The 23,241-nt window shown below is 45.4% G+C and carries 20 protein-coding genes, 2 tRNA genes and 1 other RNA gene; 16 read left to right on the top strand and 7 right to left on the bottom strand.

What is annotated here, in order from left to right; all coding sequences use genetic code 11:
- Positions 1 to 16: 16 nt before the first annotated feature.
- The 4 genes from DEF30_RS04005 to lgt all read right to left on the bottom strand — a co-directional run bounded on the left by DEF30_RS04005 (position 17) and on the right by lgt (position 3,356).
- Positions 17 to 91 (bottom strand) — tRNA-Arg (locus DEF30_RS04005).
- Positions 92 to 234: 143 nt separating this feature from the next.
- Positions 235 to 660, bottom strand: coding sequence for a hypothetical protein (locus tag DEF30_RS04000; RefSeq protein WP_294096740.1), 426 nt, complete (start codon positions 658 to 660; stop codon positions 235 to 237).
- A gap of 17 nt (positions 661 to 677) precedes the next feature.
- Positions 678 to 2,414, bottom strand: coding sequence for a DUF5050 domain-containing protein (locus tag DEF30_RS03995; protein WP_294096738.1), 1,737 nt, complete (start codon positions 2,412 to 2,414; stop codon positions 678 to 680).
- A gap of 159 nt (positions 2,415 to 2,573) precedes the next feature.
- Entirely contained in the window at positions 2,574 to 3,356 is a 783-nt protein-coding gene (gene lgt, locus DEF30_RS03990) for a prolipoprotein diacylglyceryl transferase (protein WP_294096736.1), read from the bottom strand.
- A gap of 224 nt (positions 3,357 to 3,580) precedes the next feature.
- Here lgt and DEF30_RS03985 point away from each other — a divergent pair, with 224 nt between their 5' ends.
- Positions 3,581 to 4,234, top strand: coding sequence for a septum formation initiator family protein (locus DEF30_RS03985; RefSeq protein ID WP_294096734.1), 654 nt, complete (start codon positions 3,581 to 3,583; stop codon positions 4,232 to 4,234).
- A gap of 63 nt (positions 4,235 to 4,297) precedes the next feature.
- Here the strand turns inward: DEF30_RS03985 and DEF30_RS03980 are convergent, their stop codons facing one another.
- Positions 4,298 to 4,702: a hypothetical protein gene (locus tag DEF30_RS03980; protein ID WP_294096733.1), complete on the bottom strand. Its 405-nt coding sequence runs from the start codon at positions 4,700 to 4,702 to the stop codon at positions 4,298 to 4,300.
- Positions 4,703 to 5,082: 380 nt separating this feature from the next.
- Positions 5,083 to 5,745: a VTT domain-containing protein gene (locus tag DEF30_RS03975; RefSeq protein WP_294096731.1), complete on the bottom strand. Its 663-nt coding sequence runs from the start codon at positions 5,743 to 5,745 to the stop codon at positions 5,083 to 5,085.
- Between the two features lie 382 nt (positions 5,746 to 6,127).
- On the opposite strand from DEF30_RS03975, the gene ord reads away from it, so the two are divergent.
- From ord to ffs, 12 genes are all read left to right on the top strand, one after another.
- Positions 6,128 to 7,159, top strand: a complete 1,032-nt coding sequence (ord, locus tag DEF30_RS03970) for a 2,4-diaminopentanoate dehydrogenase (protein WP_294096729.1) — start codon at positions 6,128 to 6,130, stop codon at positions 7,157 to 7,159.
- A 16-nt stretch (positions 7,160 to 7,175) separates the two neighbouring features.
- The gene (gene ortA, locus DEF30_RS03965) at positions 7,176 to 7,475 is read left to right on the top strand and encodes a 2-amino-4-oxopentanoate thiolase subunit OrtA (RefSeq protein ID WP_294096728.1); all 300 of its coding nucleotides are present in this window, start codon (positions 7,176 to 7,178) and stop codon (positions 7,473 to 7,475) included.
- Entirely contained in the window at positions 7,468 to 8,892 is a 1,425-nt protein-coding gene (gene ortB / locus DEF30_RS03960; protein ID WP_294096727.1) for a 2-amino-4-oxopentanoate thiolase subunit OrtB, read from the top strand. The genes ortA and ortB overlap by 8 nt, the downstream gene beginning before the upstream one ends.
- Before the next feature lie 22 nt (positions 8,893 to 8,914).
- Positions 8,915 to 9,286 (top strand): ornithine aminomutase subunit alpha, encoded by a 372-nt coding sequence (locus DEF30_RS03955; protein ID WP_294096726.1) that lies wholly within the window; start codon positions 8,915 to 8,917, stop codon positions 9,284 to 9,286.
- On the top strand, positions 9,283 to 11,481 hold the full coding sequence (oraE, locus tag DEF30_RS03950) for a D-ornithine 4,5-aminomutase subunit OraE (RefSeq protein ID WP_294096724.1): 2,199 nt from the start codon (positions 9,283 to 9,285) through the stop codon (positions 11,479 to 11,481). Before DEF30_RS03955 ends, oraE begins: the two co-directional genes overlap by 4 nt.
- Positions 11,482 to 11,502: 21 nt before the next feature.
- Entirely contained in the window at positions 11,503 to 12,876 is a 1,374-nt protein-coding gene (locus tag DEF30_RS03945) for a GlmL-related ornithine degradation protein (RefSeq protein ID WP_294096722.1), read from the top strand.
- A 13-nt stretch (positions 12,877 to 12,889) separates the two neighbouring features.
- The gene (locus DEF30_RS03940; RefSeq protein ID WP_294096720.1) at positions 12,890 to 13,990 is read left to right on the top strand and encodes an alanine/ornithine racemase family PLP-dependent enzyme; all 1,101 of its coding nucleotides are present in this window, start codon (positions 12,890 to 12,892) and stop codon (positions 13,988 to 13,990) included.
- A 224-nt stretch (positions 13,991 to 14,214) separates the two neighbouring features.
- Positions 14,215 to 15,321: a 3-phosphoserine/phosphohydroxythreonine transaminase gene (gene serC, locus DEF30_RS03935; protein WP_294096719.1), complete on the top strand. Its 1,107-nt coding sequence runs from the start codon at positions 14,215 to 14,217 to the stop codon at positions 15,319 to 15,321.
- A gap of 29 nt (positions 15,322 to 15,350) precedes the next feature.
- A complete protein-coding gene (locus DEF30_RS03930) occupies positions 15,351 to 16,262 on the top strand; it encodes a D-2-hydroxyacid dehydrogenase (protein ID WP_294096718.1) in 912 nt (303 codons plus the stop codon).
- A gap of 15 nt (positions 16,263 to 16,277) precedes the next feature.
- A complete protein-coding gene (locus DEF30_RS03925; protein ID WP_294096716.1) occupies positions 16,278 to 17,525 on the top strand; it encodes a DUF1015 family protein in 1,248 nt (415 codons plus the stop codon).
- Positions 17,526 to 17,715: 190 nt separating this feature from the next.
- Positions 17,716 to 17,805: transfer RNA gene (locus DEF30_RS03920), tRNA-Ser, on the top strand.
- 3 nt (positions 17,806 to 17,808) lie between these two features.
- Positions 17,809 to 18,073: signal recognition particle sRNA large type (gene ffs / locus DEF30_RS03915), an RNA gene on the top strand.
- 54 nt (positions 18,074 to 18,127) lie between these two features.
- Here the strand turns inward: ffs and DEF30_RS03910 are convergent.
- On the bottom strand, positions 18,128 to 19,783 hold the full coding sequence (locus DEF30_RS03910) for a Na/Pi cotransporter family protein (protein WP_294096715.1): 1,656 nt from the start codon (positions 19,781 to 19,783) through the stop codon (positions 18,128 to 18,130).
- A 207-nt stretch (positions 19,784 to 19,990) separates the two neighbouring features.
- Here DEF30_RS03910 and dnaX point away from each other — a divergent pair, with 207 nt between their 5' ends.
- The 3 genes from dnaX to recR all read left to right on the top strand — a co-directional run bounded on the left by dnaX (position 19,991) and on the right by recR (position 22,709).
- The gene (dnaX, locus tag DEF30_RS03905; protein ID WP_294096713.1) at positions 19,991 to 21,658 is read left to right on the top strand and encodes a DNA polymerase III subunit gamma/tau; all 1,668 of its coding nucleotides are present in this window, start codon (positions 19,991 to 19,993) and stop codon (positions 21,656 to 21,658) included.
- Between the two features lie 67 nt (positions 21,659 to 21,725).
- Complete coding sequence (locus DEF30_RS03900; protein WP_074912290.1) at positions 21,726 to 22,055, top strand: YbaB/EbfC family nucleoid-associated protein; 330 nt, start codon at positions 21,726 to 21,728, stop codon at positions 22,053 to 22,055.
- 54 nt (positions 22,056 to 22,109) lie between these two features.
- Entirely contained in the window at positions 22,110 to 22,709 is a 600-nt protein-coding gene (gene recR / locus DEF30_RS03895; protein ID WP_031576695.1) for a recombination mediator RecR, read from the top strand.
- Positions 22,710 to 23,241 lie beyond the last annotated feature (532 nt).

Here is a 23,241-nt window from a genome sequence, read left to right as displayed (position 1 = left end):
AATGATGAAAATAAAATGGTACCCTCAGCGGGAATCGAACCCACAACTAGCCCTTAGGAGGGGCTTGTTATATCCATTTAACTATGAAGGCTTGAACAATAGTTATTGTAATATATTCGGGGTTTGAAGTCAATGAAGGGAAATAAGGAGATCGTGAGTGTTTGAACTAACAGCCTCACATTATTTCATCCTTATCTCCCTAAAATTAATTTAATCCTTAATTTTGTGCTCTCCTTACGCTTCCTCAAGTTTCTCCACTTTAAGATCGGTAGATTTTAAGATATCGTCCGGAATCTCTCCAAGCACTTCAATAATCTGAAATACAATGTCACTGCCATGGAGTTCATACTGAAGGAGTTTCCCTTTCACCTTATTTCGGAAAACAGAATAGGCAGCGAGATCATTCCCTTCTGAAATTCTATATATCTGCTTTTCTTTTGGTCGTTCTGCTTTGATCTTAGAGGGATCTTTGCCTAAAATTCGCTTCTCCAGTAGAAAATCCAGGTTCTTCTCCAGAAGTAGATCAATGAGGCTATGGGCTTGTCCTTTTTTCAGAACATCCAGGTTTACTAGTAGCTTGTATTGAGGATAGCGGCTCATCAATGAGAGAATCTTCTTTTTCTGAAGATCCGATGCAGGTTCATTATGCCATTCTCTCATGATTATTTGCCACCACCTTATGGTTTTTTCCAAAGCTCCTTTGGTACTGCTGTAAAATCAGGGAAAGAAGGATCTGGTTCCCCAATGTAGATATCCCCTGTGTCTCTCTCAACAAAGTAGTATTCTGAAGAAGAGAGTTCTTTTCTTCTTACTTCAAAAGCATAAAACATGGCTTCTTCTTCCGTACCAGGTTTTATGAATCCGATTCCGTTCTGCATCATGATCTCATTTCCAGGGAAGGTTTTTTCTATGAGCTTTAATGCAGATTCAAAGCTGTGGACCCGCACATACTCTGGCAGGTTCACTTCAAGGGCATGGGTGCTGTTAGGATTTACAGGGTCTTTGATATAGAGATAGATTGGATTTCCTACGTCGTAAAGCTCTGCATAGAGCTGAAGTGTTTTGGATTCTTTGGGCTGCAGGACCATAGACTGAAGAAAACTTTCAGGCATTGCATACTTCTTTTCACCACTTAGCAGCTCTTCCTCCACCTCATAAAAAGTATACCAGTAAATGGAAGGATATGCTTCATTGATGTCCAGAATATGTCCCAAAGTCTCATAGAGCTCCAGAGGTTCCTCCCCAAGATTTTCCGCGTTTATCGTGAGAAAGACGAAGGTGCCATCGGTCACAGAATCAAATATGGTGGATTCATAATTTGGGTCCTCATTTTTGAGGATATTGGTGACATACACATCCTGTACCTTTACTTTAAGCTGATCCACTGTGACCTCCGCTCCTGCGTCATAGACCGCCAAAGCTGATTCAGCAGGAGGATTGATATATTCAAAGACCATTTCTTTTTCAGTGTCGGTATCTCGCAGAGTCTCCTTGATGGAAAAAGAACTGAAATTCATGGAAAGAAGACACAGCCAGGAATCATGGGACAGAATGGAAATCACCGGCAATTCTTCCACGACTTCTTTACTGCTACCATCCAGGTTCATTTTTTTCAGCTCCAGCATGGTGGCCTTTTCGGTGGTATTGCCATAGTAGATGACATCATTGGAGATGTGGAAGGATGAGAGCTTTTCCTCCGTAAGGCGTTTCAGGTCTTTTCCGTCCCGATTCATCACAAAGAGCTGATTTTTTTCCTCAGACCCATCCACGAAGTAGAGTTTGTCTTTATAAAGAATGAAATTTATCACCGATCCTTCATGAAGCTTCACAGGATCTTGGCCATCTTGATCTGAAACATAGAGACTACGGTCCTCCTGGCGGATGTAATAGAGTCTATTTCCGGAAACAAAAAACTGCTGGATTTTGTCATCAAGAATTCTGGTCATCTCTTCACCACTTCTATTCATCCGATGGAGCGTAAAAGTTTTTTCTGGATTGGTATCTTCGCCCATGGAGATGAAATAAAGGAAGTCGCCGCTGCACTGGAGACTCAATGCCTTCTCATTCGAGAGCACAGAGCGCTCACTCCCGTCTTTCTTCATCGTCACAATGGCATTATTTTCTGTTCCGCTGAGAAAGTACAAAAAGTCTCCGGAAATGTTAAGAGAATAAGCAATTTCATCACTGACAGGGATGAGGCCATCACCGCTCTGATCCATCTTGTAGAGCTTGTTATGATCACCGAAATGATTGAAATAGATGGTATCTCCATCACCAACCAGAATGCCTCCATTCGCTAGATTGCCACTGGTGTTTCCGGAAAGGACGGTGCTTTTTTGAGAGGTGCCGCAGCTGAAGAGAATCACAGAGAAACAAAGGAAGAGAGCGGCTTTCTGTATTTTTCTGAACCTCATTTCAAACCCTTCTTCTCATATTATTTTTAAGGAGTCTTCCTGCCTTCAGTGTAGCACCTTCTTGTGAAATAACCAGAATATATATCTGAATATTGTGAAAATAAATCTGAAGAAAACAAAAAGGACCCGGAAGATTCCGGATCCATTGATAGTAAGAGTTTATGCGTTTCTTGCCCGCTTCTTGGTGACATAGATCATGATGACGCCAAAGAAGATGGCCACGAGAGAAATGAGCTGCGCCTGTCTCATGCCGAGAAACATCAGACTGTCTGTTCTTAAGCCTTCAATATAGAAGCGGCCGATGGAGTAAAGAATCATGTAGGCATAGAGAATGATGCCGTGCTCCTTTTCTTTCTTTTTACCGAACCAGATCATCAGCACGATAAAAACCAGCACATTCCAGATGGATTCATAGAGGAATGTGGGGTGATAATAGGTGCCGTTAATGAGCATGCCATTTTGGATAAACTCCGGGAACTTCGAAATAAACGCTTCTGTCACAGGACCACCATGGGCTTCCTGGTTCATGAAGTTTCCCCATCTGCCAATGGCTTGGGCAAGAATGATGGCAGGTGCTGCCGCATCGGCCATATCGAGTATTTGCGCCATATTCTTCTTTTTGATGAGCTTATAAATGAACACACCTAGGGCTGCTCCGATGAGACCTCCATGAATGGCAAGGCCACCACTTCGGAAATCCAGCATTTCCATAAAGGTGTCATACTGGTCCAGCTCAAAGATGACATAATAGACTCTAGCGCCAATGAGCGCCAAGGGGAACGCATAGAGAAAAGCATCTGTCACATCATCAAAGCTGACTTTTCCGGCACTTCTCTTGGCATTAAAGTAAACGACAACGAAGGCGACAAGAACGCCTATGGTAATGAGCACACCGTACCACATGATCGGTGTACCAAATAATCTGAATGCAACTGGATCCATAATAGGTACCTCTTTCATTTTAAATTTTGTTCCATTATATCACAGGAAACCTAAGTTTTCTTTAAGCAAATCAGGGAAGACTGCACCATCCTCATAAAAGGGTCAGTCCATGAGTGCTTTAGTGCATTCATGATTTGTGAATTTAACAAATTGTCATATCTACAGATGGAATTTTGTTATAATATAGGTACAGAGACAATTTGAGACGAGAGGGAGGAGTACTGATGAAAAAGAACATGCTGAAGATTGTTGCCATACTGATGTCCCTGACACTGTTGGCTGCATGTGGTAATAAAGAAAACGGATCTGCTGGAGTGAATGAGGATACCGTGAAGCAGCTGGAGGAGAAGATTGTTTCTCTTGAAGCGGATAACGCGGCGCTGAAGGAAGAGAATGAAGCACTGAAGGTGGAGATTGAAGAGCTGAAAGCTTCCGGTTCTGGAGAACTCATTGAAGAAGAGGAAGAGGAGCTTCCTGTTTTTGGCGCTGAGGAAGACGGCACAATGACACAAGTAATCAGTGTTGTGGTGAAGACGGATGAACCTCTTTTAACCAAAATGCAGATGCTTGCGGACAAGCTTGGAGAGGAAGTCTTTGGTGGACTGACCATGAAGGCTCTGGAAATCAAGGAAGAGGATGGAAAAAACATCCTTTATGTGGACCTTATTGAAGGGTCCGGAGAAGTGGGTGCCAAGAGCTGGATCTATGATTACTTCCAGGGGTCAACTGGTGGAAATATGACAGAAACAGCGTTAACTGAAACCTTCCTCCAGAGAGAATATGGTGGAGTTTGGGTGGATGGCGTTCATTTCACTTTAGATGGGGAGAAGATCGAATTTGATCATGTACCGAATCTTTCGGATACGATTCTAAGATAAGAGACTGAAAATGAAAGGAGTTTTGGAGCACATGCTGGACATGTGGTTCCAAAACTCCTTTTGTTATTCTTTTTCCAGTTCCAGGATTCTATTGTGCATGTCCTTGGACAGGGGGTACTTTGGAGAGTTCTCATCTCCAGTGTCCTGGTTTTCGATGATCAGAACTTCTGCATCCTCGCAGAGCGTATGGGTATGCCATACCCCCTTCTTCACATTATAGACCTCATGCAGTCTCATCTCGGTCTTTACGATAGCACCGGGGATTTCTTCGCAGCCTGCAGTGTACAGGGCGCATTTGCCACTCAGCAGCACAAATACTTCATCGGTATAGAGATGCTTCTGCAGATGGTTGAGGTTTTCCGGAAGAAGATCTTCACAGGGTCTTAAAACTGCGACTCTCCAGGACTCAAAATCCACAAGAGGATGGTATCCGGAAGGGGGAAAAGGTACAATTTCGATATCTTTCATGACAGTTCAGCCTCCATTTCATATCAGTTCAAGATACATAGAATTCATGAAGGGCTTTTTTAGAAAGTGCCTCAAGATCCGCTTTCCTAAACTTTAGTATGCCTTCATGAGATAAATCCGTTTCTCTTTTATCAAGTCAAATCCGCCTAGGATTCTCTTAGAAGATGTTTCGTAGGCAGGTAACTTCTTTTACTTTGTAATTAAGAAGAGATAGGGCTTTTCTTATCTATTTAATCTTAAAGGACTTTACGGAGAATGGCAATAGAGTGGATGCTTTCCCTTCTCAGAACCCATCTGAAGCCAGCAGCGGAGAATGGAGAAAAGACGAGTTTAAAAACGAGGAACCTCATGTGATAGAGGTTCCTCGTTTTTAATCAGTTTTACAGATTTTGCTTTTTAAGAAATCGGCTTCGGAAAAAGAAAACGCCAGCTGGAATCATGGAGATGAGAAAGACAATCCCCATAAGATAAATGAAGTTCCCTTCAAGAAATTCCATATTGCCCACAAAGAATCCGATCATGACATAAAGAACAGTCCACATGGCATTTCCAATGAACATGAAGAAGGAGATGTCCAGGAAATTTACATTCGTAAAGCCAGCGATGAAAGGAGTAAGGGTCCTGGCTATGGGAATAAACCTAGAAATGAGAAAGGCCCTTCTTCCTTTGTGGGTGAAGAAGTGATGGACCTTGTCAAAATTCTCTTTGTTGATGAACTTAAAAAGAGAACGGTCTTCAAAACGACTTCTGTGGTACTTTTCCCCCAGATACTTACCAATCTTGTAGTTCAGCATATCACCAAGGAGCGTAGCCACATAGAAGCCCACCAGAAGCGCAACCACATTGAGATCATCTGTTGAGGCAAAGGCACCAGCGCCCACAAGCAAAGAGTCCCCAGGCAGAATGGCCAGAATCACTGCACCTGTTTCCAGAAATATAATGAAAAACAGGATCAGGTAAGCACCAATGCCAAAGTACTCAATGAGATCTGTAATATGTGTATCCAGTTTTGTGAAAAAACCAATGAGTTCTGAAATCTCCATGGGATTCTCCTTTATTCTTTAGTACCCTCATTGTACTGGAAAAAACCTTTTCATTGGTGACCTTTTGTTTAAAAATGTCTGTCCATTTTCTAAATGTTTCAAAGTGTGATAGAGCACAGTGGGGAAAAATCAGGAAATCTCCTTCTCCTGTGGAACATAGACCAGACATGTGCACAGGGGGGTTACAAAAGAGGCTTTAATTTGTTATTCTATAATTGGATGAATAAAAAGGTTTACATTGCATAAACGGTATATCACATAGTTAATAATGATATTAATTCATAACAATACATAAATATAAATTGAAATCATCGTGGAGTTCCTGTGAACTCCACATTCTTAACTGATGTGCAATGAAATCCTGCATGAGGGAGGAATAATCATGGAAAAAATCAGAGTGGTTCAATGGGGTCTTGGAAATATGGGCAGAGGTATGGTAGACATGCTTTTCGCCAAGGAAGGCATTGAAGTGGTGGGTGCCATTGAAAAAAGAGTGGGAGAAACCACAGATTTAGGTATTTTTTTAGGTAGTGAAAAGCTAGGCATTCCGGTGATGAACGATCCGGAAGCGCTGCTTGATCTGGTGAAGCCGGATCTTTGCATCTTGGCCATTCATTCCTTTGTGAAAGGTGTGGTGGAAGAAATCAGGCTTCTCACAAAGAAGAACATACAGGTGGTGACCATTGCAGAGGAAATGGCGTTTCCTTTTGTGACAGAACCGGAGCTTTCCAGGGAAATTGATGAAATGGCAAAAAAAGCGGGTGTCACGGTGCTGGGTACGGGCGTCAATCCTGGCTTTGTGCTGGATACTTTGATTCTTCAGCTGTCCCTAGGGGTGCGAAGAGTGGACCACATCTACGCAAGACGCGTGAATGACCTGTCTCCTTTTGGAAAGACGGTCATGGAAGAGCAGGGGGTAGGTCTTAGCAGAGAAGCCTTCCTTCAAGGGGTGGAAGACGGTTCTGTATATGGACATGTGGGGTTTTTGCAGTCCATTCCCATGATCGCAAAGTCCATAGGTCTCACCTATGATGAGATTGTGCAATCCAGAGAACCCATCATGACCACCGTGGACCGAAAGACCAAAGATGTCTTTGTCAAAGCAGGCATGGTGGCAGGATGCAACCATACAGCTGTGGCCCTGAAAGACGGAAAACCTGTGATTACGCTAGAACATCCTCAGCAGGTGCGTCCAGATCTTGAGCACATCGAAACAGGAGACTACATTGAAATTCATGGAGACCCTGACGTGTCCATGGTAATCAAACCAGAAGTGCCAGGCGGCATCGGCACCATTGCAGCAGCAGTCAATGTGATTCCCCATGTGCTGAACGCAAGAAGCGGACTTCTCACCATGGCCGATCTTCCAGTCACCCATGCCATCATGGATGATTTCACAAACCATTTGAAATAGAAAGAAGGGAAGAAAGATGAAACAAGGCACATGGGTGGAAATCCATGACATCATATTAAAGCCGGAAGAGCGTACAGGCATGATTCCGGAAGAAACGAAGAAAGTGCCTCTGGAGATGCGCATGAAAGGATATCTTCTGGAAGACGCAGAGGCTGGAGAGAGGGTGAAGATTGAAACCCTCACAGGAAGAATCGTGGAAGGTACGCTTCTATCAGAGAATCCCACCTATACCCATACCTATGGAGAGACCTTCATACCGGAGCTTCTTGCCATCGGCAGAGACTTAAGAAAAATGCTGGAGGTGGATCATGAATAGAGACATGAGCTACGAAGCGGTCATGGGGAGAAAAAATGAGATCATGAAGAAAGCCCTGGGGGTGGACTACGAAAAGTATGAGCTTTCCCAGCTGGCCTTTGACTATGATGCCATGATGGAAGATGTGGATGTATCTATAGAGGAAGTAAGAAAAATCCAGGAAGAGGTTTCTGTAGGGCATACGCCACTGGTGGAGCTGAAGAATCTCACGGCCCTGGCGAGAAAATTCTCCAAAGAAGGCTATGGTGCAAGAATTCTCATAAAAGATGAAGCCGCCAACCCATCGGGCAGCTACAAAGACCGAAGAGCCTCTTTGTCCGTCTATATGGCAAAGAAGCTGGGCTATCAGGGTGTTGTCACTGCTACTTCTGGAAATTATGGCGCTGCGGTGGCATCTCAGGCAGCAAAACTTGGCCTGAAATGCATCGTGGTTCAGGAATGCTATGACTCCCAAGGCATCGGTCAGCCGGAGATCCTGGAGAAAAGAAGAAAATGTGAGGCTTTGGGTGCGGAAGTACTATCTCTTACCGTGGGGCCAGAACTTTTCTACACCTTCCTTTCCATTTTAGAAGAGACAGGATATTTCAATGCTTCTTTATACTCTTCCTTTGGGATCCGTGGAGTGGAAACCCTGGGCTATGAGATAGCAGAAGAAGTTTATGAAAAGTACGGAAAATATCCGGAAGTGGTTCTGGCCACCCATGCAGGAGGAGGAAACCTCACGGGAACAGCCAGAGGATTAAAGGCGGCAGGGGCAAAGGAAACCAAGGTTGTAGGTGTCAGTGTGGACCTTACAGGGCTTCATATGGCTTCGGATGTGGATTTCAACAAAAAATCTTTCACCACAGGCCATACAGGTTTTGGCATGCCTTTCACCACCTTCCCGGACCGGTCTGATGTGCCAAGAAGCGCAGCGAGACCCCTCCGCTATATGGATGAGTACTATCTGGTGAAGCAGGGCGAGGTGTTCTACATGACAGAAGCACTGGCCCAGCTGGAAGGGATCGAGCGTGGTCCAGCAGGGAATACTTCGCTCACGGCAGCCTTTGCCATGGCAAGAGAAATGAAGGAGACCGATATTCTGGTGGTGCAGGAGACGGAGTACACCGGAGCAGGAAAGCATCCTCTTTCTCAGCTTTCCTTTGCCAAGGAGCGGGGCATTGAGCTCTTTTTCGGTGATCCGGAGAAAGAAGTGCCCGGAAAGAATATCATCCTGCCAAAAGGACCAGAAGACATCAGGCTTCGTCCCGTAAGCATGGAAAAACTGAAAAAATCCCTCATTAAGAATTATGTGGCGGCAAAGAAAATAAATCTTGTGACAGAACTGGACATTTTTTATCTCATGGAGGAAACCAGGACTTCCTATGAGTTTGTGAAGCTGGAGCTTCAGCTGCTTGGATGCACCCTGGTAATCTAGCATAAAGATAGGAGAAATATGTATGGCAATAAAAAGAACCGATGACTATATGGAGCGGAGAAAACATCTGGAAGGACTCAGTGATGAGGAGCTGAAAAACCGTTTTTTCTCACTGGCGGAGCAGATTGTGGACCCCATGATCGAGCTTTCCAAGAAAAGCACCACCCCTTCCGTAGAGCGGTCAGTGCTTCTTAGGATGGGCTTTTCCAGTTTGGAGGCCATGGATCTTGTGAACCACGTGCTGGATCTCGGACTCATGGGAAAAGGCGCTGGAAACGTGGTGCTGAAGGTGTCTGAGAGACTGGAAAAAGACTACCTTACTGTGGGCAGAGAAATGGCAGAAGGAAAGCATCTGGATATCGCGAAAGATGTATTTAAGGGGGACAGAAGATGAAGCTTGTGAAGAATGAAAAGCTCCATGTGGAAGAAATTCTGAAGGATCTTCAGCACTATGCACCCAAAAGACGGGGCTGGCACTGGAGAGAGCCTGTGGAAAATCTTAAGATGGGCGAATTTACTTACAAGGAGATGAGTAAGCCTCTTGCGCAAAGTGAAAGCCTTCCTTCAGCAAAATACTTCGGAAACATTGACCCTCAGCCAAGACCTGTGATCACCACCGAGATTGCCTCAGGCCGTTTTGAGGATGACATCCGAAGAATGAGAATGGCAGCCTGGCATGGAGCGGACCACATCATGGTCATCCGTACTGCCGGCCAGAGTCACTATGATGGCCTCATCGAAGGAACACCACAGGGCATCGGCGGGATTCCCATCACCAGGAAGCAAGTGAGGGCCCAGAGAAAAGCGTTGGATCTCATTGAAGAGGAAGTGGGAAGAGAGATCAACTACCATTCCTATGTGTCTGGTGTGGCAGGACCTGAAATTGCCGTGATGTTTGCAGAGGAAGGGGTCAATGGTGCTCATCAGGATCCACAGTACAATGTGCTCTACAGAAACATCAATATGATCCGGTCCTTCGTGGATGCAGGATATGCAAAATCTGTCATGGCCTTTGCGGATATGGCCCAGATTGATGGTGCCCATAATGCCAACGCCACGGCAAGAGAAGCCTATAAAGTGCTTCCGGAGCTCATGGTGCAGCATGGCTTGAATTCGGTGTTTTCTGTGAAATCCGGGATGAAGAAAGAAAATATCTGCCTCAGCACCGTACCGCCCACAGCGCCTCCGGCTCCGTCCCTGACGCTGGATCTGCCCTATGCGGTGGCCCTTCGGGAATTTTTTTCCGAGTACCGCATGAGAGCGCAGCAGAATACAAAATATATGGAGTCTGACACCAGAGAAGCCACGGTGACCCATGTGCTGAATCTTCTCATTTCAGAGCTGACCGGCGCTGACATCCAGTCCACCATCACACCGGATGAGGGAAGAAATGTGCCTTGGAACTACAACAATATCGCGGCCATCTCTACAGCCAAGCAGGCTTTCCAGGGGATGGACGGACTGTTATCCATGGTGGAGCTGAAAAAAGAAGGCTTCCTGCCGGAGAAGGTCCGGGAGATTAAAGAAAGAGCAGTGCTCTTCATGGAAGAGATCCTGGAGGCCGGCGGGTATTTTAAAGCCGTGGAAGATGGATTCTTTGTGGATTCCGGATACTATCCAGAGAGAAATGGAGACGGCATTGTGAGAAAGATGGATGGAGGCCTTGCGGCGGACACTGTCTTTGAAAAAGAGGAAGACTATTTTGCCCCGGTCAGTGCCTTCTTCGGATACAACTGTGTACCAGAAGGTCTTGAGAAACCCTCCGATGCCATCGGTGGAGACACTTTGGAGATCCGGGAGAAGATTGTTTATATTGATGAACTGGATCCTGAGGACAATGTGGAGAAGAGACTGGAGGAAAACAGAAAGTACTTTACAAGAGAACATATAAAACCAGAAGTGGAATGGGCTGGAGATGGCGTAATACTTCAGACCATGATGCTTCCTGTGGATGAGATGACCGCTGAGGCTGCTGCTGTAGAAATCGGCAAGAAAATGGGGCTTCTGGATGTGGAAGTGGTTCATAAGGAAGTGCTCCAGGAAGCAGAGGGCACTTTGGTGGAAATCAAAGGAAGAGTTCCCTTCTCCTTGAATGCCAAAGACCTGACCATTCAGAAGAAACCAGAGATCTTAAGTGATGAGGAGATCCGAAAGGACATTGAAGCGTATCCTATGAAGATTGTGGCTGGAACCTTGGGCAACGATGAGCATTCTGTAGGGCTTCGGGAAATCATTGACATCAAGCATGGCGGCATCGAGAAATACGGCATTGAAAGCATCTATCTTGGCACCTCTGTGCCCGTGGAAAAACTGGTGGATGCGGCCATAGAGTCCAATGCAGAGGCGATCCTCGCCAGCACCATCATCAGCCATGACAACATACATTATAAAAACCTCAAGAAACTCTGTGACACTGCTGTTGAAAAGGGTGTCCGGGACAAACTCATCATTCTGGGAGGTGGCACCCAGATTATTCAGGAGATGGCTGTGGAGTCCGGCCTTGATATGGGCTTTGGCCGAGGCACCAAGGGTGCCCATGTGGCCACGTTCCTAGTGAAAAAGAGAAGAGAGATGCGTGGAGAAGAGTAAAGAAAAAGGAGGAGGAAGTAGATGCATGTAGATGTGCTGGTGGCAGAAATCGGCAGCACCACCACGGTGGTGAATGCCTTTCAGAACATCCATACAGAGAAGCCTTCTTTCCTTGGACAAGGTCAGGGCGTCACCACGGTGGAGGAAGGAGATGTTACCTTAGGCCTCCTTTTTGCCCTGGAGGACCTGAAAAAGAACCTGGGCGTGGAAGATCTGACCTATGATACATTTCTCGCCACCTCCAGTGCGGCGGGGGGCCTCAAGATGAGCGTCCATGGTCTGGTCCATGATATGACCGTAAAAGCCTCTAAAGAGGCTGCCCTGGGGGCTGGCGCCATTGTGCGTCTTGTTACCTCAGGAAGGCTGAAGCCATCGGATCTTCGAAAGATTGAGGAGCTGAAGCCCAGCATTCTCATGATTGCAGGAGGTCTGGACCACGGGGAGCGGGACACAGCACTTTATAATGCAGAAAAGATTGCCCAGCTGCCTCTTGCGATGCCCATTGTCTATGCAGGAAATGTGGACAACCAAGAGGACATCATGGAGCTGTTCAAAGAGTATCCAGGGAAAGTTTATATCACAGATAATGTATATCCCCAGGTGGATGTGCTGTCTGTGGAGCCTGCAAGAAAGGTCATCCAGGAGGTTTTCGAGGAACATATCATCCATGCCAAAGGCATGGACAAAGTTCACGAGCTGGTCTCCGGCAGAATCTTGCCTACACCAGGTGCGGTGATGGAAAGTGCCAAGGTGCTGAAAGAAGTGTTAGGCGATGTAATGATCATTGATGTGGGCGGAGCCACCACGGATGTGCATTCGGTGACCCAGGGATCTGAGGAGATCTCAAGAATCCTTCTGGCACCGGAACCTGAGGCTAAAAGAACTGTGGAAGGGGATCTGGGCGTTTATGTGAACCGGAAAAATCTCATGGAGAGAATCGGTATAGATAAGCTTAAGATGGAGCTTTCTGTGGAAGATGAGGACCTTCTTAATCTTCCCCCCATCCCCAAAACAGAAAAAGAGAAGCGGATCATCCTGCGCCTCACAGAAGAAGCGGTATACACCTCTGTGGACCGGCATGCAGGTGCTGTGAGAAATCTTTTTGGTGAATCCTCCGGAAGAAAATCTGTGGCGGAAGGAAAAGATCTCACGGAGATCAAGTACATCATTGGAACTGGCGGTGCACTGACCAGGCTTCAGGGAGCAGAAAAGATCCTTGCAGGAATTCATGAACAGGGAAGAGGGCAGAAACTCTTTCCAAAGAAGGAAGCGGAAGTGCTTCTGGATCGGGACTATCTTCTGGCATCACTGGGTGTCCTTTCTCTGGAGTACAAAGAAAGTGCGAAAAAACTCATGCTGAAGAGTCTCGGCCTTTATGGAAGGGAGGATGCATAACATGTATCCATGTATGGAAATACACTTAAAGAAAATTGAAAGCAATGCCAGAAAAATCCATGAGATCTTCAAGCCCCATGGCATCAGCATCATGGCTGTGACCAAAGGATTCACCGCAGAACCTAGAATAGCCGAGGCCATGCTTCGGGGAGGACTCGAGTATATCGCCGATGCCAGAATCAAGAACTTGAAGAAATTGAAGTATCTTCCGAGGCAGAAAGTGCTTCTTCGCCTGCCCATGATGAGTGAAGCGGAAGATGTGGTGCGTTACAGCGACTACAGTCTGAACTCTGAGATTGAGACACTGAAAGCACTGGGTGTTGCGGCAAAAAATCTCGGCACTGTTCATAAAGTCATCATCATGGTGGATCTTGGAGATTACAGAGAAGGCATCCGCTCCCAGAAAGTGGAGCATTTTGTGAAGGAAGCCGTAGAGATCGAGGGTGTGGAGATCCGGGGGTTTGGCGTGAATCTAACCTGTTTTGGCGGCGTTATTCCGGAACAGACCACCCTGCAGAGACTGGTGGATATTTCAGAAGAAATGCGCATGAAGTATGAGCTGACTCTGGACATCGTTTCAGGAGGAAGCTCTTCCAGTGTGTATCTGGTGGAAGAGGAAAATGGATTTCCTGCTGGTATCAACAATCTAAGGCTGGGCGAAGTGATTCTTTTAGGAAAAGAAACGGCGTTTGGAAAGAGGTTTGATGGCCTCTGTGAGGATGCCTTCATCCTGAAGACCCAAATCATTGAGCTGAAGGATAAACCTTCCGTGCCCAAAGGGAAAATCGGCAGAGATGCTTTTGGCAATGTGCCTAAACATGAGGACCGGGGCATCATCAGAAGAGCCATCGTGGCCCTGGGCAAGCAGGATGTGGATCCTTCCGGCCTGATCCCCATGAATGAGAATCTCAGCATCCTTGGGGCAAGTTCAGATCATCTGATTCTGGATCTTTCCAAAGACCCTACGGGTTATCAGGTAGGTGACATCGTGAAGTTTTACGTGAAATATGGCGGTATGCTGAATGCCATGACCTCGCCTTATGTGGACAAGGTGTACATTGAGGATGAATTATTGGGGGAAGACGAGGAACTTCTTCTGGTGGAAGACATTTGAGCTTCGAGAAAGAATGAGATTCCCAGGGGTTCCAATGTGAATCTCGAAAAAATAAAAGAACCAATTCAGTAGAGTGAAAATGATTACAAGGTTATATTCAGAGTTTTTTTTCACAGGATTCTCTTTTCTATGAATTTAAAAATGTACTGTTTTTGGACAGCAAAATTTGGTTTACCAATATTTTTTTAGATGACATAATGAAAGTAGAAAGCCATGAACAAAGTATGAAAATAAAAGGAGCGATCACATTGTCAAGAATTTTTAATTTCTCCGCAGGTCCATCCATGCTGCCCGTTTCGGTACTGGAAAAAGCAGCCAGTGAGATGCTTGATTACAACAACTCCGGTATGTCTGTCATGGAAATGAGCCATAGAAGCAAAGTCTATGACAAGATCATCAAGGACACAGAAAGAAAACTCAGAGAGGTTATGGGTATTCCAGACAACTATAAGGTACTCTTCCTTCAGGGAGGAGCAACGCTCCAGTTCTCCATGATTCCGATGAATCTCATGACCAAGAACAGGAAAGCGGATTATATCGTATCTGGAAGCTTCTCCGGAAAAGCCTATAAAGAAGCACAGAAGTATGGGGAAGCGCACCTTGCAGGCACAAGCAAGGCAGACAACTTCAGCCATATCCCAACTCAAGAGGAGCTGAATCTTTCTCCTGATGCGGATTATCTCCATATCTGTGAGAACAACACCATTTTCGGAACCACGTACAACTATCTGCCAGAAACCCATGGAGTGCCCATTGTATCCGATATGTCATCCTGTATTCTGTCCAAGCCAGTAGATGTGTCTAAGTATGGCGTCATCTATGCCGGAGCTCAGAAAAATATGGGTCCAGCGGGTCTTACCGTAGTCATCATCCGTGAAGATCTTGTGGGCGAACCACTGGACAAGACCCCCGTGATGATGAGATATGATGAAATGGTAGCCAATGACTCCATGTACAACACACCACCTACCTATGCCATCTATATTCTAGGACTTGTACTGGACTGGGTGGAATCCATGGGTGGACTCACCGGTATGGAAGCACACAACACAAAGAAAGCAGCACTTCTTTATGATTACCTGGATCAGAGCAAACTCTTCAAGACCAATGTAGTGAAAGAAAACCGTTCCCTGATGAACGTAACCTTTATGACAGGAAATGAAGAGCTGGATGCGAAGTTCGTGAAGGAAAGCGCAGAAAGAGGATTCTCAAACCTGAAGGGTCACCGCTCTGTTGGGGGCATGAGAGCTTCTATTTACAACGCGATGCCTATGGAAGGCGTTGAAGCTCTGGTTGCTTTCATGAAGGAGTTTGAAGAAAAAAACGCATAAACAGATTAGATAATAGGGGGGATATCATCATGATAAGAATACTAGCAGCAGACGGCATGGAAGCCAGTGCCATCAGAACTTTAGAAGAATCCGGATTTGAAGTGGTCAATGAACATTACGAACTGCCCGAGCTCATGGAAAAGATCAAGGAATTTGATGTGGTTGTGGTCAGATCCGCAACAAAGATCCGGGAACCTCTCATTGATGAAGCGCTGAAGACTGGAAGACTGAAACTTGTCATCCGTGGCGGGGTAGGCGTGGACAACATTGATGTGAAGTACGCGGAGGAAAAGGGGATTTCTGTGAGAAATACACCCAACGCTTCCAGTGCATCTGTGGCAGAACTTGCCATAGGACATATGTTCAATATTGCAAGGCATATCCACAGTGCCAATGTGACCATGAGAGAAGGAAAGTGGAACAAGAAGCATTATGAAGGCATTGAACTTTCCGGTAAAACACTAGGGCTCATTGGCTTTGGCAGAATCGCCAAAGAAGTGGCCAAAAGAGCAGATGCCCTTGGCATGAAGGTCATCTACACCAACAGAAGCGGACATAAGCCTGAGAATGACCCATTCCGCTATGTAACCATGGAAGAGCTTTATAAAGAAGCAGACTTTATTTCCCTCCATATGCCAAAGCTTGCGGACAGACCCTATCTCATCGGCAAGGAAGAAATCGAAAAGATGAAGGACGGCGTGTATCTTGTGAATACAGCCAGAGGCGGACTCATTGATGAAGAAGCCCTTTGTGATGCTTTAGACCGTGGTAAAGTCACAGCGGCAGCCGTGGATGTGTTCAAGGAAGAACCTACAAAGAACGAGAGAATCTATACCCATGAAAAGATTTCTCTGACCCCACATACAGGAGCATCTACCGTAGAAGCACAGCTGCGCATTGGTGAGGAGATCATCTCCATCATCAAGACATTCTTTGCATAGAGAAGGAGAGAAAAAATGGCGATAGTAAGACCTTTTCGTGCAGTAAGACCCCATGAGACTTTAGCAGACAAGGTAGCTGCACTGCCCTATGATGTAATGAACTCTGAAGAAGCGAGAGAAATGGTGAAAGACAATCCTTACAGCTTTCTCCATGTGGACAAGTCAGAAGTGGATCTTTCACCTTCCATTGACTTATATGACCAGAGAGTCTATGACAAGGCTAGAGAGAACATTGTGAAGTTCATGGAAGAGGGAACTTTGGTGCAGGAGAAAGAAAAAGCCCTGTACATCTATACCCTGGTCATGGATGGACATCCACAGACGGGACTGGTATCTCTGGCATCCATTGATGACTACCAGAATAATGTGATTAAAAAGCATGAGTTCACCAGAGCAGAAAAAGAAGCTGACAGAATCCGCCACGTGGACGTGACCAACTTCCATACAGGACCCATCTTCCTCACTTATGTGTATCAGGAAGAGATTACAAGAATCATTGAAGAGTATAAAAAAAACCATACACCGCTCTATGATTTCGTTGCAGAAGACGGCGTTCAGCATACGGCCTGGGCTATTCTTGATGAAGAGATCATTGAGGAGCTGAAAAAGAGATTTGAAAAAGTAGAATCTCTTTATATTGCAGACGGGCATCACCGTGCAGCTTCCGCTGTCCGAGTGGGTATGATGCGAAGAGAGAAGAATAAGGAGTTCACAGGAGAAGAGGAGTTCAACTACTTCCTGTCTGTTATTTTCCCAAGCAATGAGTTGAGAATCATGGATTACAACCGTGTGGTGAAGGACCTCAACGGCTGTGACAGTGAGCAGTTCATGGAAGCTGTGAAGAAAGACTTCACCGTCACAGCATATGAAGGGGAAGGACCCTACAGACCAGAGAGGAAGCACACCTTTGGTATGTATCTGGACGGCAGATGGTATAAGCTGGAAGCCAAAGAGCATATCATTTTCGATGAGGATCCTTTAAAAAGGCTGGACTGTAAAATCCTTCAGGATCATCTGCTGCATCCAGTTTTAGGGATCGAAGATCCAAGAGTAGACAAGAGAATTGATTTTGTAGGTGGAATCCGGGGGCTGAAAGAACTGGAAAGAAGAGTGGAGAAAGACATGAAAGTAGCCTTCTCCATGTATCCAACCACCATCATGGACCTCATATCCATCTCCGATGCAGGGATGGTTATGCCGCCAAAATCCACCTGGTTTGAGCCTAAACTGAGAAGTGGTCTGTTCCTTCATGATCTGGAATAGATAAAATAAAAGCTGAAGTCCAGGGCTGTGATCTCACAGCCCTGAGATTTTGCCTATATCTTATTTTAGAACGCTTCTTCAATAGGGGATGAAGTTCCTGTGAAAAAATCCATTTTAACTATTGACTTCAGTAGTCTTTTCCTTTAAAATTAACTTTGTTGCTTATGGAATACGTGAGCAATTGATATGTGGAGAGGTGGCCGAGTGGTCGAAGGCGCACGCCTGGAAAGTGTGTATCGGGGAAACTCGATCATGGGTTCAAATCCCATCCTCTCCGCCATTACCGTGCTAGACGGGGAGTTAGCGGTGCCCTGTAACCTGCAATCCGCTACAGCAGGGTGTAATCCCTAACCGAGGCTTGATCTTTCAGGGTCTGACCCTTAAAAGTGACGTTGATAAGTGGATCCCACGCAATGGATGTCTATGAACCTCGTCAGGACCGGAAGGTAGCAGCGATAAATAGAATTATTCGTGTGCCGTGGCAAATCTGCTTTGAGTTTACTGTTCGGGTAACGCTTGAACGGTTATTGTCAGAGTTGGGTGCACGGTTTTAAATGTAAAGTAGAACCCTTTGCTTAGTGATAAGCAAAGGGCTTTTTGTTTTATAGAATTTCCAAGGGAGAAGAGGATCCTTGAAACTCATAACAAGCCAGTTTCTTGATCTGGAAGAGATAATACTTGATTCTCTCCAGAGTAGAGAGGATCTCTAGATACACAAGAGATGCCTCAATGGAGCACTGGTCTTTCTCCAGCCTCTTAATATGATCGTTATTTGCTTTGGTCAAGAGTTCATCAAAATGAATCCATGATTCTGTAGCCAGTGGGAGATCACATGGAACATCCTTACTGAGGTGACGGGAGGTTTCCTCATAGAGTCCCTGAAGTGAAAGGGAGAGGCTATCCACCTCATTCATGGCATCCGGCGTGAAGTAGCACTCCTTTTCCAGTCTTTCCACTGCCAAAACCTCCAGATGATCAGTAAGTGTACCCATGCGTTCGAGATATTTGGCACCTTTGATGATGCCTGGAATCATAATGGACTGAGATTCCGTCAGAGAACGTTTATAGAGCTCCATCATGTAGAGGGTCAGCTCTTTCTGAGTACGAGTGATTTCGATCCGGATGGGCGATGTATCAGAAATGCTCCTATCGCTGGTGATGTGGTTTAGTGCTTTTATGTTGTTATCCGCTACTTTTCGAAGAGTCAGTGTAAGTTCTCTAATACTGGCACCAAGAGATGCCACAGGGGTATCTAGAAGCAGTGGGTCCAAAATGGACTGAACTTTCCCTTTGTCTGAAGTACGTTCTTTCACGAGAAACATCAGAAGCTGAACAAAGTACTTGTTCAGTGGAAGAAAAATCAGCGCCACGATGATATTGAAAATCGTATGGGAGTTTGCAATCATCACCTGAATGCTCTCGGATCCTTGGATGTTCACAGTGAAGTATTCGATGAAAGAGACGAAAAGACTGAGGAAAGGCAGCGCGATGAGAACCCCAATGAGATTGTGAAGGGCGTGTCCCCAAGCAGTTCTTTTGGCATTGATGTTTCCTTTTAAGGAGGCGATGAGAGCCGTGATGGAAGTGCCGATGTTGTCCCCCAGCATCAGGATGATGGCGGTTCTGAGGTCAATGAGTCCAGAGTTACCAAGAAGAATGACAATCCCTACAGTGGCTGCACTGCTGTGGACAAGCGCCGTGGTCACGGTGCCTAAAAGGATGCCTAAAACAACATTGGATGCATAGTGTTCAAAAAAATCCCTGATAAGCGCACTTTGCTCCATATAAGGAATCCCTTCATTGAGGATCCTAAGGCCCAGAAGAAGAAAGCCAATTCCCATAAAAGCCTGTCCCAGGCTTTTCAGCTTTACTTTATGTGCAGAGACATAAAGAATATAACCGATGGCTAAAATCGGAAGTGAAAGAGTGATGATGTTGAAACTGAAGCTGAGCGCCATGAACTGAGCGGTAATGGTGGTTCCGATGTTTGCTCCATAGATGATTCCGATGGCCTGAGAGAGCCTCATGATGCCGGAGTTTACAAATCCGACACTAAGGACAGAAATGGCTGTACTGCTTTGAACAGCAGCGGTGAGGAAAATTCCCGCTAAAAAAGCTTTCCAAAGTTTTCCGGTGAATTTCTCCAGAATCTTTTTCATCATGGAGCTGGACATGTTTTCCAGTCCTTCTCCCATGAGATCTACTCCATACATTAAAAGAGCGGTACCTCCAACGATGCCAAAAAGAAACTCTAGCATAGAATCCCATCCTTCTTAATAAACAGTGAAAACAGTTTGTTCTATTCAGCTCAAACATACCACTAAATAACTGAATATTCAATTTTGTTAAATTGTAGCAAGGTGAGACAGCAGAATCTTATGTTAGTTTTCCTGAATCTATGAAAAATATTTGGAACTCATGTATAATAGTAGAGGAAGTAATTTGGAAAGCAGGTGAGAAAAGTCATGGCATATACAGCTCTATACCGCGAGTGGAGACCAAGGGTTTTTCGGGATGTCATTGGTCAGGAACACATCACAACGACACTGAAAAACGAGATCAGAACAAGCCGCGTAGGTCATGCCTATCTTTTCAGCGGAACCAGAGGAACAGGTAAAACCACCTGTGCGAAAATCATGGCCAAAGCACTGAACTGCCTGGATCTCCATGAGGGAGAACCCTGCAATAAATGTGACATGTGTGTGAAGATTGATCAAGGGCTTTCTCTTGATGTGGTGGAGCAGGATGCTGCCACCAACAACAAAGTGGATGACATCAGAGATCTTGTGGATGAAGTGCAGTACCCTCCTCATGAAGGAAAATATAAAGTCTACATCCTCGATGAAGTGCATATGCTCTCCACGGGAGCAGTGAATGCCTTCCTGAAGACATTGGAAGAGCCACCGGAACATGTGGTCTTCATTCTGGCAACCACCGATCCACAAAAGTTGCCGGTGACCATCCTTTCCCGTTGCCAGCGCTTTGATTTCAAGAGGATCAAGTACACTGAAATCGCAAAAAGGCTGAGAGAGATTGCAAAGGACAAGGGCATCTACGCAGAAGACAGATCCCTGGATCTTATTGCCAGAATCTCCGATGGTGCCATGAGAGATGCTCTCTCCATCATGGATCAGGCCATCAGCATGGGAGATGGAAAGCTGGAGTATACGGATGTGCTGGATATGCTGGGTCTTTCAGGGCAGGAGAATCTTTTTAAGCTGTCAGAGGCGATGCTCAGTAAAGATGTGAAGGAATCCATACGGATTCTGGATGAAGTGGTGGATGGGGGAAAAGACCCCTACAGCTTCACCAAAGACCTTATTCTTCATTTCAGAAATATTCTGCTGGCGAAAATTATGCCGAATCCTGAAGAAGTCATTGATCTCTCCAAAGAAGACATTGAGATCATCAAAAGGCAGGGAGACATCGCTTCCAATGAAGTGATCACGAGAATCATCAGACTTCTCCAAAAAGCAGAAGAGCAGGCGAAGTTCAGCAAGCAGTCCAGAATCTATCTGGAGCTTGCCATCATCAGCCTCACAAAGAATGAACTTGATATTTCTTCAGAATCCATGCTGGGAAGGCTTTCCGTCATTGAGGATTTCTTAAGAAGAGGAGATTTCACTAAAGTCAAGGCGGAATCTTCAGAGCAGGCAGGAGCTCCTCGGACACAAAGCCCTGCATCCGTAAAACCAGCCTCGCCATCAGCTCTGGAGAAAAAAGAAGAGCTTAAAGTGATGAAAACAGCAGTGAGAATTGAAGAAGAGATTTTCAATGATGACTGTAAAGTGACGCTGGATATGGTGAAGAGAAACTGGAAGGAAATCATGGAAGCGCTGAAAGCCAGAAGGCAGATGATTGTCCAGGCATCCATCATCGTCGGGCAGCCGGTGAAGTGTGACCGAGGCGTTATTGAGGTAAGATTTGGCAAGGAATACGCATTCAGCAAAAAGCGTCTGGAGAAGAAAGAAAATAAAGAGATTTTGGAAGATGCCGCAGCGACAATCTTAGGTGAACCGGTAAAATTCCGATTTACCGTGGAAGGGGAACGCGAAGAAAGAGCCTCAGCCCAGGAAGATGGGGATTTTGAAGAGAATCTTAAAAAGCTTGGCATCAATATTGTAGAAGAATAGCGGCCTTGAAACTGAGGCAGAGTTATTGTAAAGTAAGAAAAGAAAAGAGATTGTAGGAGGTATTATTATGGCAAAGGGATTCCCAGGAATGGGAGGCAATATGAACAACCTGCTGAAGCAGGCGCAGAAGATGCAGAAGGATATGGAAAAGAACCAGAAAGAACTGGAGTCTAAGATCTATGAGGCATCTGCTGGCGGCGGAGCAGTATCCGTAAAACTTACAGGCAAGAAGAGACTGGAGTCTGTGACCATTGATAAGGATGTTGTGGATCCAGATGATGTGGAAATGCTGCAGGATCTTGTACTTTCTGCTGTGAATGCTGCAATGCAGATGGCAGATGAGGATGCTGAGAAAGTGATGGGCAAGCTTACAGGTGGCATGCCAGGATTATTTTAAGTAACAGGATGAGGGTGCATGTAAGGTGCATCCTTCTTTTTAGGAGGAATATTCATGGATTTTTATCCAGTGGCCATTGAGAAGCTCATTGAAGAGTTTGCAAAGCTTCCCAGTATTGGCAGCAAGACAGCGCAGAGACTGACGCTGCATATTTTGAATCTCCCAGAGGATGAAGTCCGTGAGTTTGCTGATGCTCTGGTGAAAGCTCGAGGAACGGTGAAGTACTGCGGGATCTGCGGAAATTATACAGAGAAAGATCCTTGTGCCATCTGTGGGAATCCAAACAGAGACCATAACGTCATCTGTGTGGTGGAACAGCCGAAAGACATCATGGCCATTGAAAGAGTCCGTGATTTCAATGGAGTGTACCATGTGCTTCATGGAAGCATCTCTCCCATGGCAGGAAGAGGACCTGAGGACATCAAAATCAAAGAACTGGTACGCAGAATGTCCGGAGAAATCCAGGAGGTTATTGTGGCCACCAATGCAACCATAGAAGGGGAAGCCACTGCCATGTATATCTCCAGAGTGCTGAAGCCTCTGGATGTGAAGGTGACTCGAATCGCTTCGGGTATGCCAGTGGGAAGTGATCTGGAGTATGCGGATGAGGTGACTTTGGCAAAATCCTTTGAGGGCAGAAAAGAGATTAAGTAATCGAAGAAATTGAATAGAGCAAAAAGAGTGAAGCAGCAAACTGCCTCACTCTTTTTGCTTGCACCCATTAGGAAAAGGCTCGTTAACGAAGATAAAATAAGTTGTAGGTTTATTAATGATTTGTATCTTGAAAAAATCGATATATACGCATATACTATACTAAAATAAAGTATCAAGAACGATGATAGCAAAAGTGGAAATAACTTTGGCAGAGTATATGGAGAGGGAGGTGACATCTAATTACCTTTAATTTTGTCAGCGCGAACCATAAGTGAGCATAGTGCTTTATGCACCAATGGTAGGTAATTAAAGTACAGTTTTAGAGGTTCGCGGGTATATCAGTTGATTTGCTTGGTAGTGTTTGATTTTGAAGCACTACTGTCGCTCTTCATACGAGGAGCGTGGATTGAAATCGGATTACGGTTCCTACTCAGACTTTAAGGATAGTCGCTCTTCATACGAGGAGCGTGGATTGAAATACCTTTATCATTTGTAATTTCTTTATCCCTTGGTCGCTCTTCATACGAGGAGC

It is taken from the genome of Proteiniclasticum sp. (genome assembly GCF_003514505.1).
GTDB lineage: Bacteria > Bacillota > Clostridia > Clostridiales > Clostridiaceae > Proteiniclasticum.
The sequence above is the reverse complement of the archived record's forward strand: the minus strand, read 5'-3'. Positions and strand labels throughout refer to the sequence as shown.

Bases quoted from the DNA above. Each gene is read 5' to 3' on its own strand.
- DEF30_RS04000 (WP_294096740.1), bottom strand. From the start codon at position 660: ATGAGAGAATGGCATAATGAACCTGCATCGGATCTTCAGAAAAAGAAG.
- DEF30_RS03995 (WP_294096738.1), bottom strand. From the start codon at position 2,414: ATGAGGTTCAGAAAAATACAGAAAGCCGCTCTCTTCCTTTGTTTCTCT.
- lgt (WP_294096736.1), bottom strand. From the start codon at position 3,356: ATGGATCCAGTTGCATTCAGATTATTTGGTACACCGATCATGTGGTAC.
- DEF30_RS03985 (WP_294096734.1), top strand. From the start codon at position 3,581: ATGAAAAAGAACATGCTGAAGATTGTTGCCATACTGATGTCCCTGACA.
- DEF30_RS03980 (WP_294096733.1), bottom strand. From the start codon at position 4,702: ATGAAAGATATCGAAATTGTACCTTTTCCCCCTTCCGGATACCATCCT.
- DEF30_RS03975 (WP_294096731.1), bottom strand. From the start codon at position 5,745: ATGGAGATTTCAGAACTCATTGGTTTTTTCACAAAACTGGATACACAT.
- ord (WP_294096729.1), top strand. From the start codon at position 6,128: ATGGAAAAAATCAGAGTGGTTCAATGGGGTCTTGGAAATATGGGCAGA.
- ortA (WP_294096728.1), top strand. From the start codon at position 7,176: ATGAAACAAGGCACATGGGTGGAAATCCATGACATCATATTAAAGCCG.
- ortB (WP_294096727.1), top strand. From the start codon at position 7,468: ATGAATAGAGACATGAGCTACGAAGCGGTCATGGGGAGAAAAAATGAG.
- DEF30_RS03955 (WP_294096726.1), top strand. From the start codon at position 8,915: ATGGCAATAAAAAGAACCGATGACTATATGGAGCGGAGAAAACATCTG.
- oraE (WP_294096724.1), top strand. From the start codon at position 9,283: ATGAAGCTTGTGAAGAATGAAAAGCTCCATGTGGAAGAAATTCTGAAG.
- DEF30_RS03945 (WP_294096722.1), top strand. From the start codon at position 11,503: ATGCATGTAGATGTGCTGGTGGCAGAAATCGGCAGCACCACCACGGTG.
- DEF30_RS03940 (WP_294096720.1), top strand. From the start codon at position 12,890: ATGGAAATACACTTAAAGAAAATTGAAAGCAATGCCAGAAAAATCCAT.
- serC (WP_294096719.1), top strand. From the start codon at position 14,215: ATGAAAATAAAAGGAGCGATCACATTGTCAAGAATTTTTAATTTCTCC.
- DEF30_RS03930 (WP_294096718.1), top strand. From the start codon at position 15,351: ATGATAAGAATACTAGCAGCAGACGGCATGGAAGCCAGTGCCATCAGA.
- DEF30_RS03925 (WP_294096716.1), top strand. From the start codon at position 16,278: ATGGCGATAGTAAGACCTTTTCGTGCAGTAAGACCCCATGAGACTTTA.
- DEF30_RS03910 (WP_294096715.1), bottom strand. From the start codon at position 19,783: ATGCTAGAGTTTCTTTTTGGCATCGTTGGAGGTACCGCTCTTTTAATG.
- dnaX (WP_294096713.1), top strand. From the start codon at position 19,991: ATGGCATATACAGCTCTATACCGCGAGTGGAGACCAAGGGTTTTTCGG.
- DEF30_RS03900 (WP_074912290.1), top strand. From the start codon at position 21,726: ATGGCAAAGGGATTCCCAGGAATGGGAGGCAATATGAACAACCTGCTG.
- recR (WP_031576695.1), top strand. From the start codon at position 22,110: ATGGATTTTTATCCAGTGGCCATTGAGAAGCTCATTGAAGAGTTTGCA.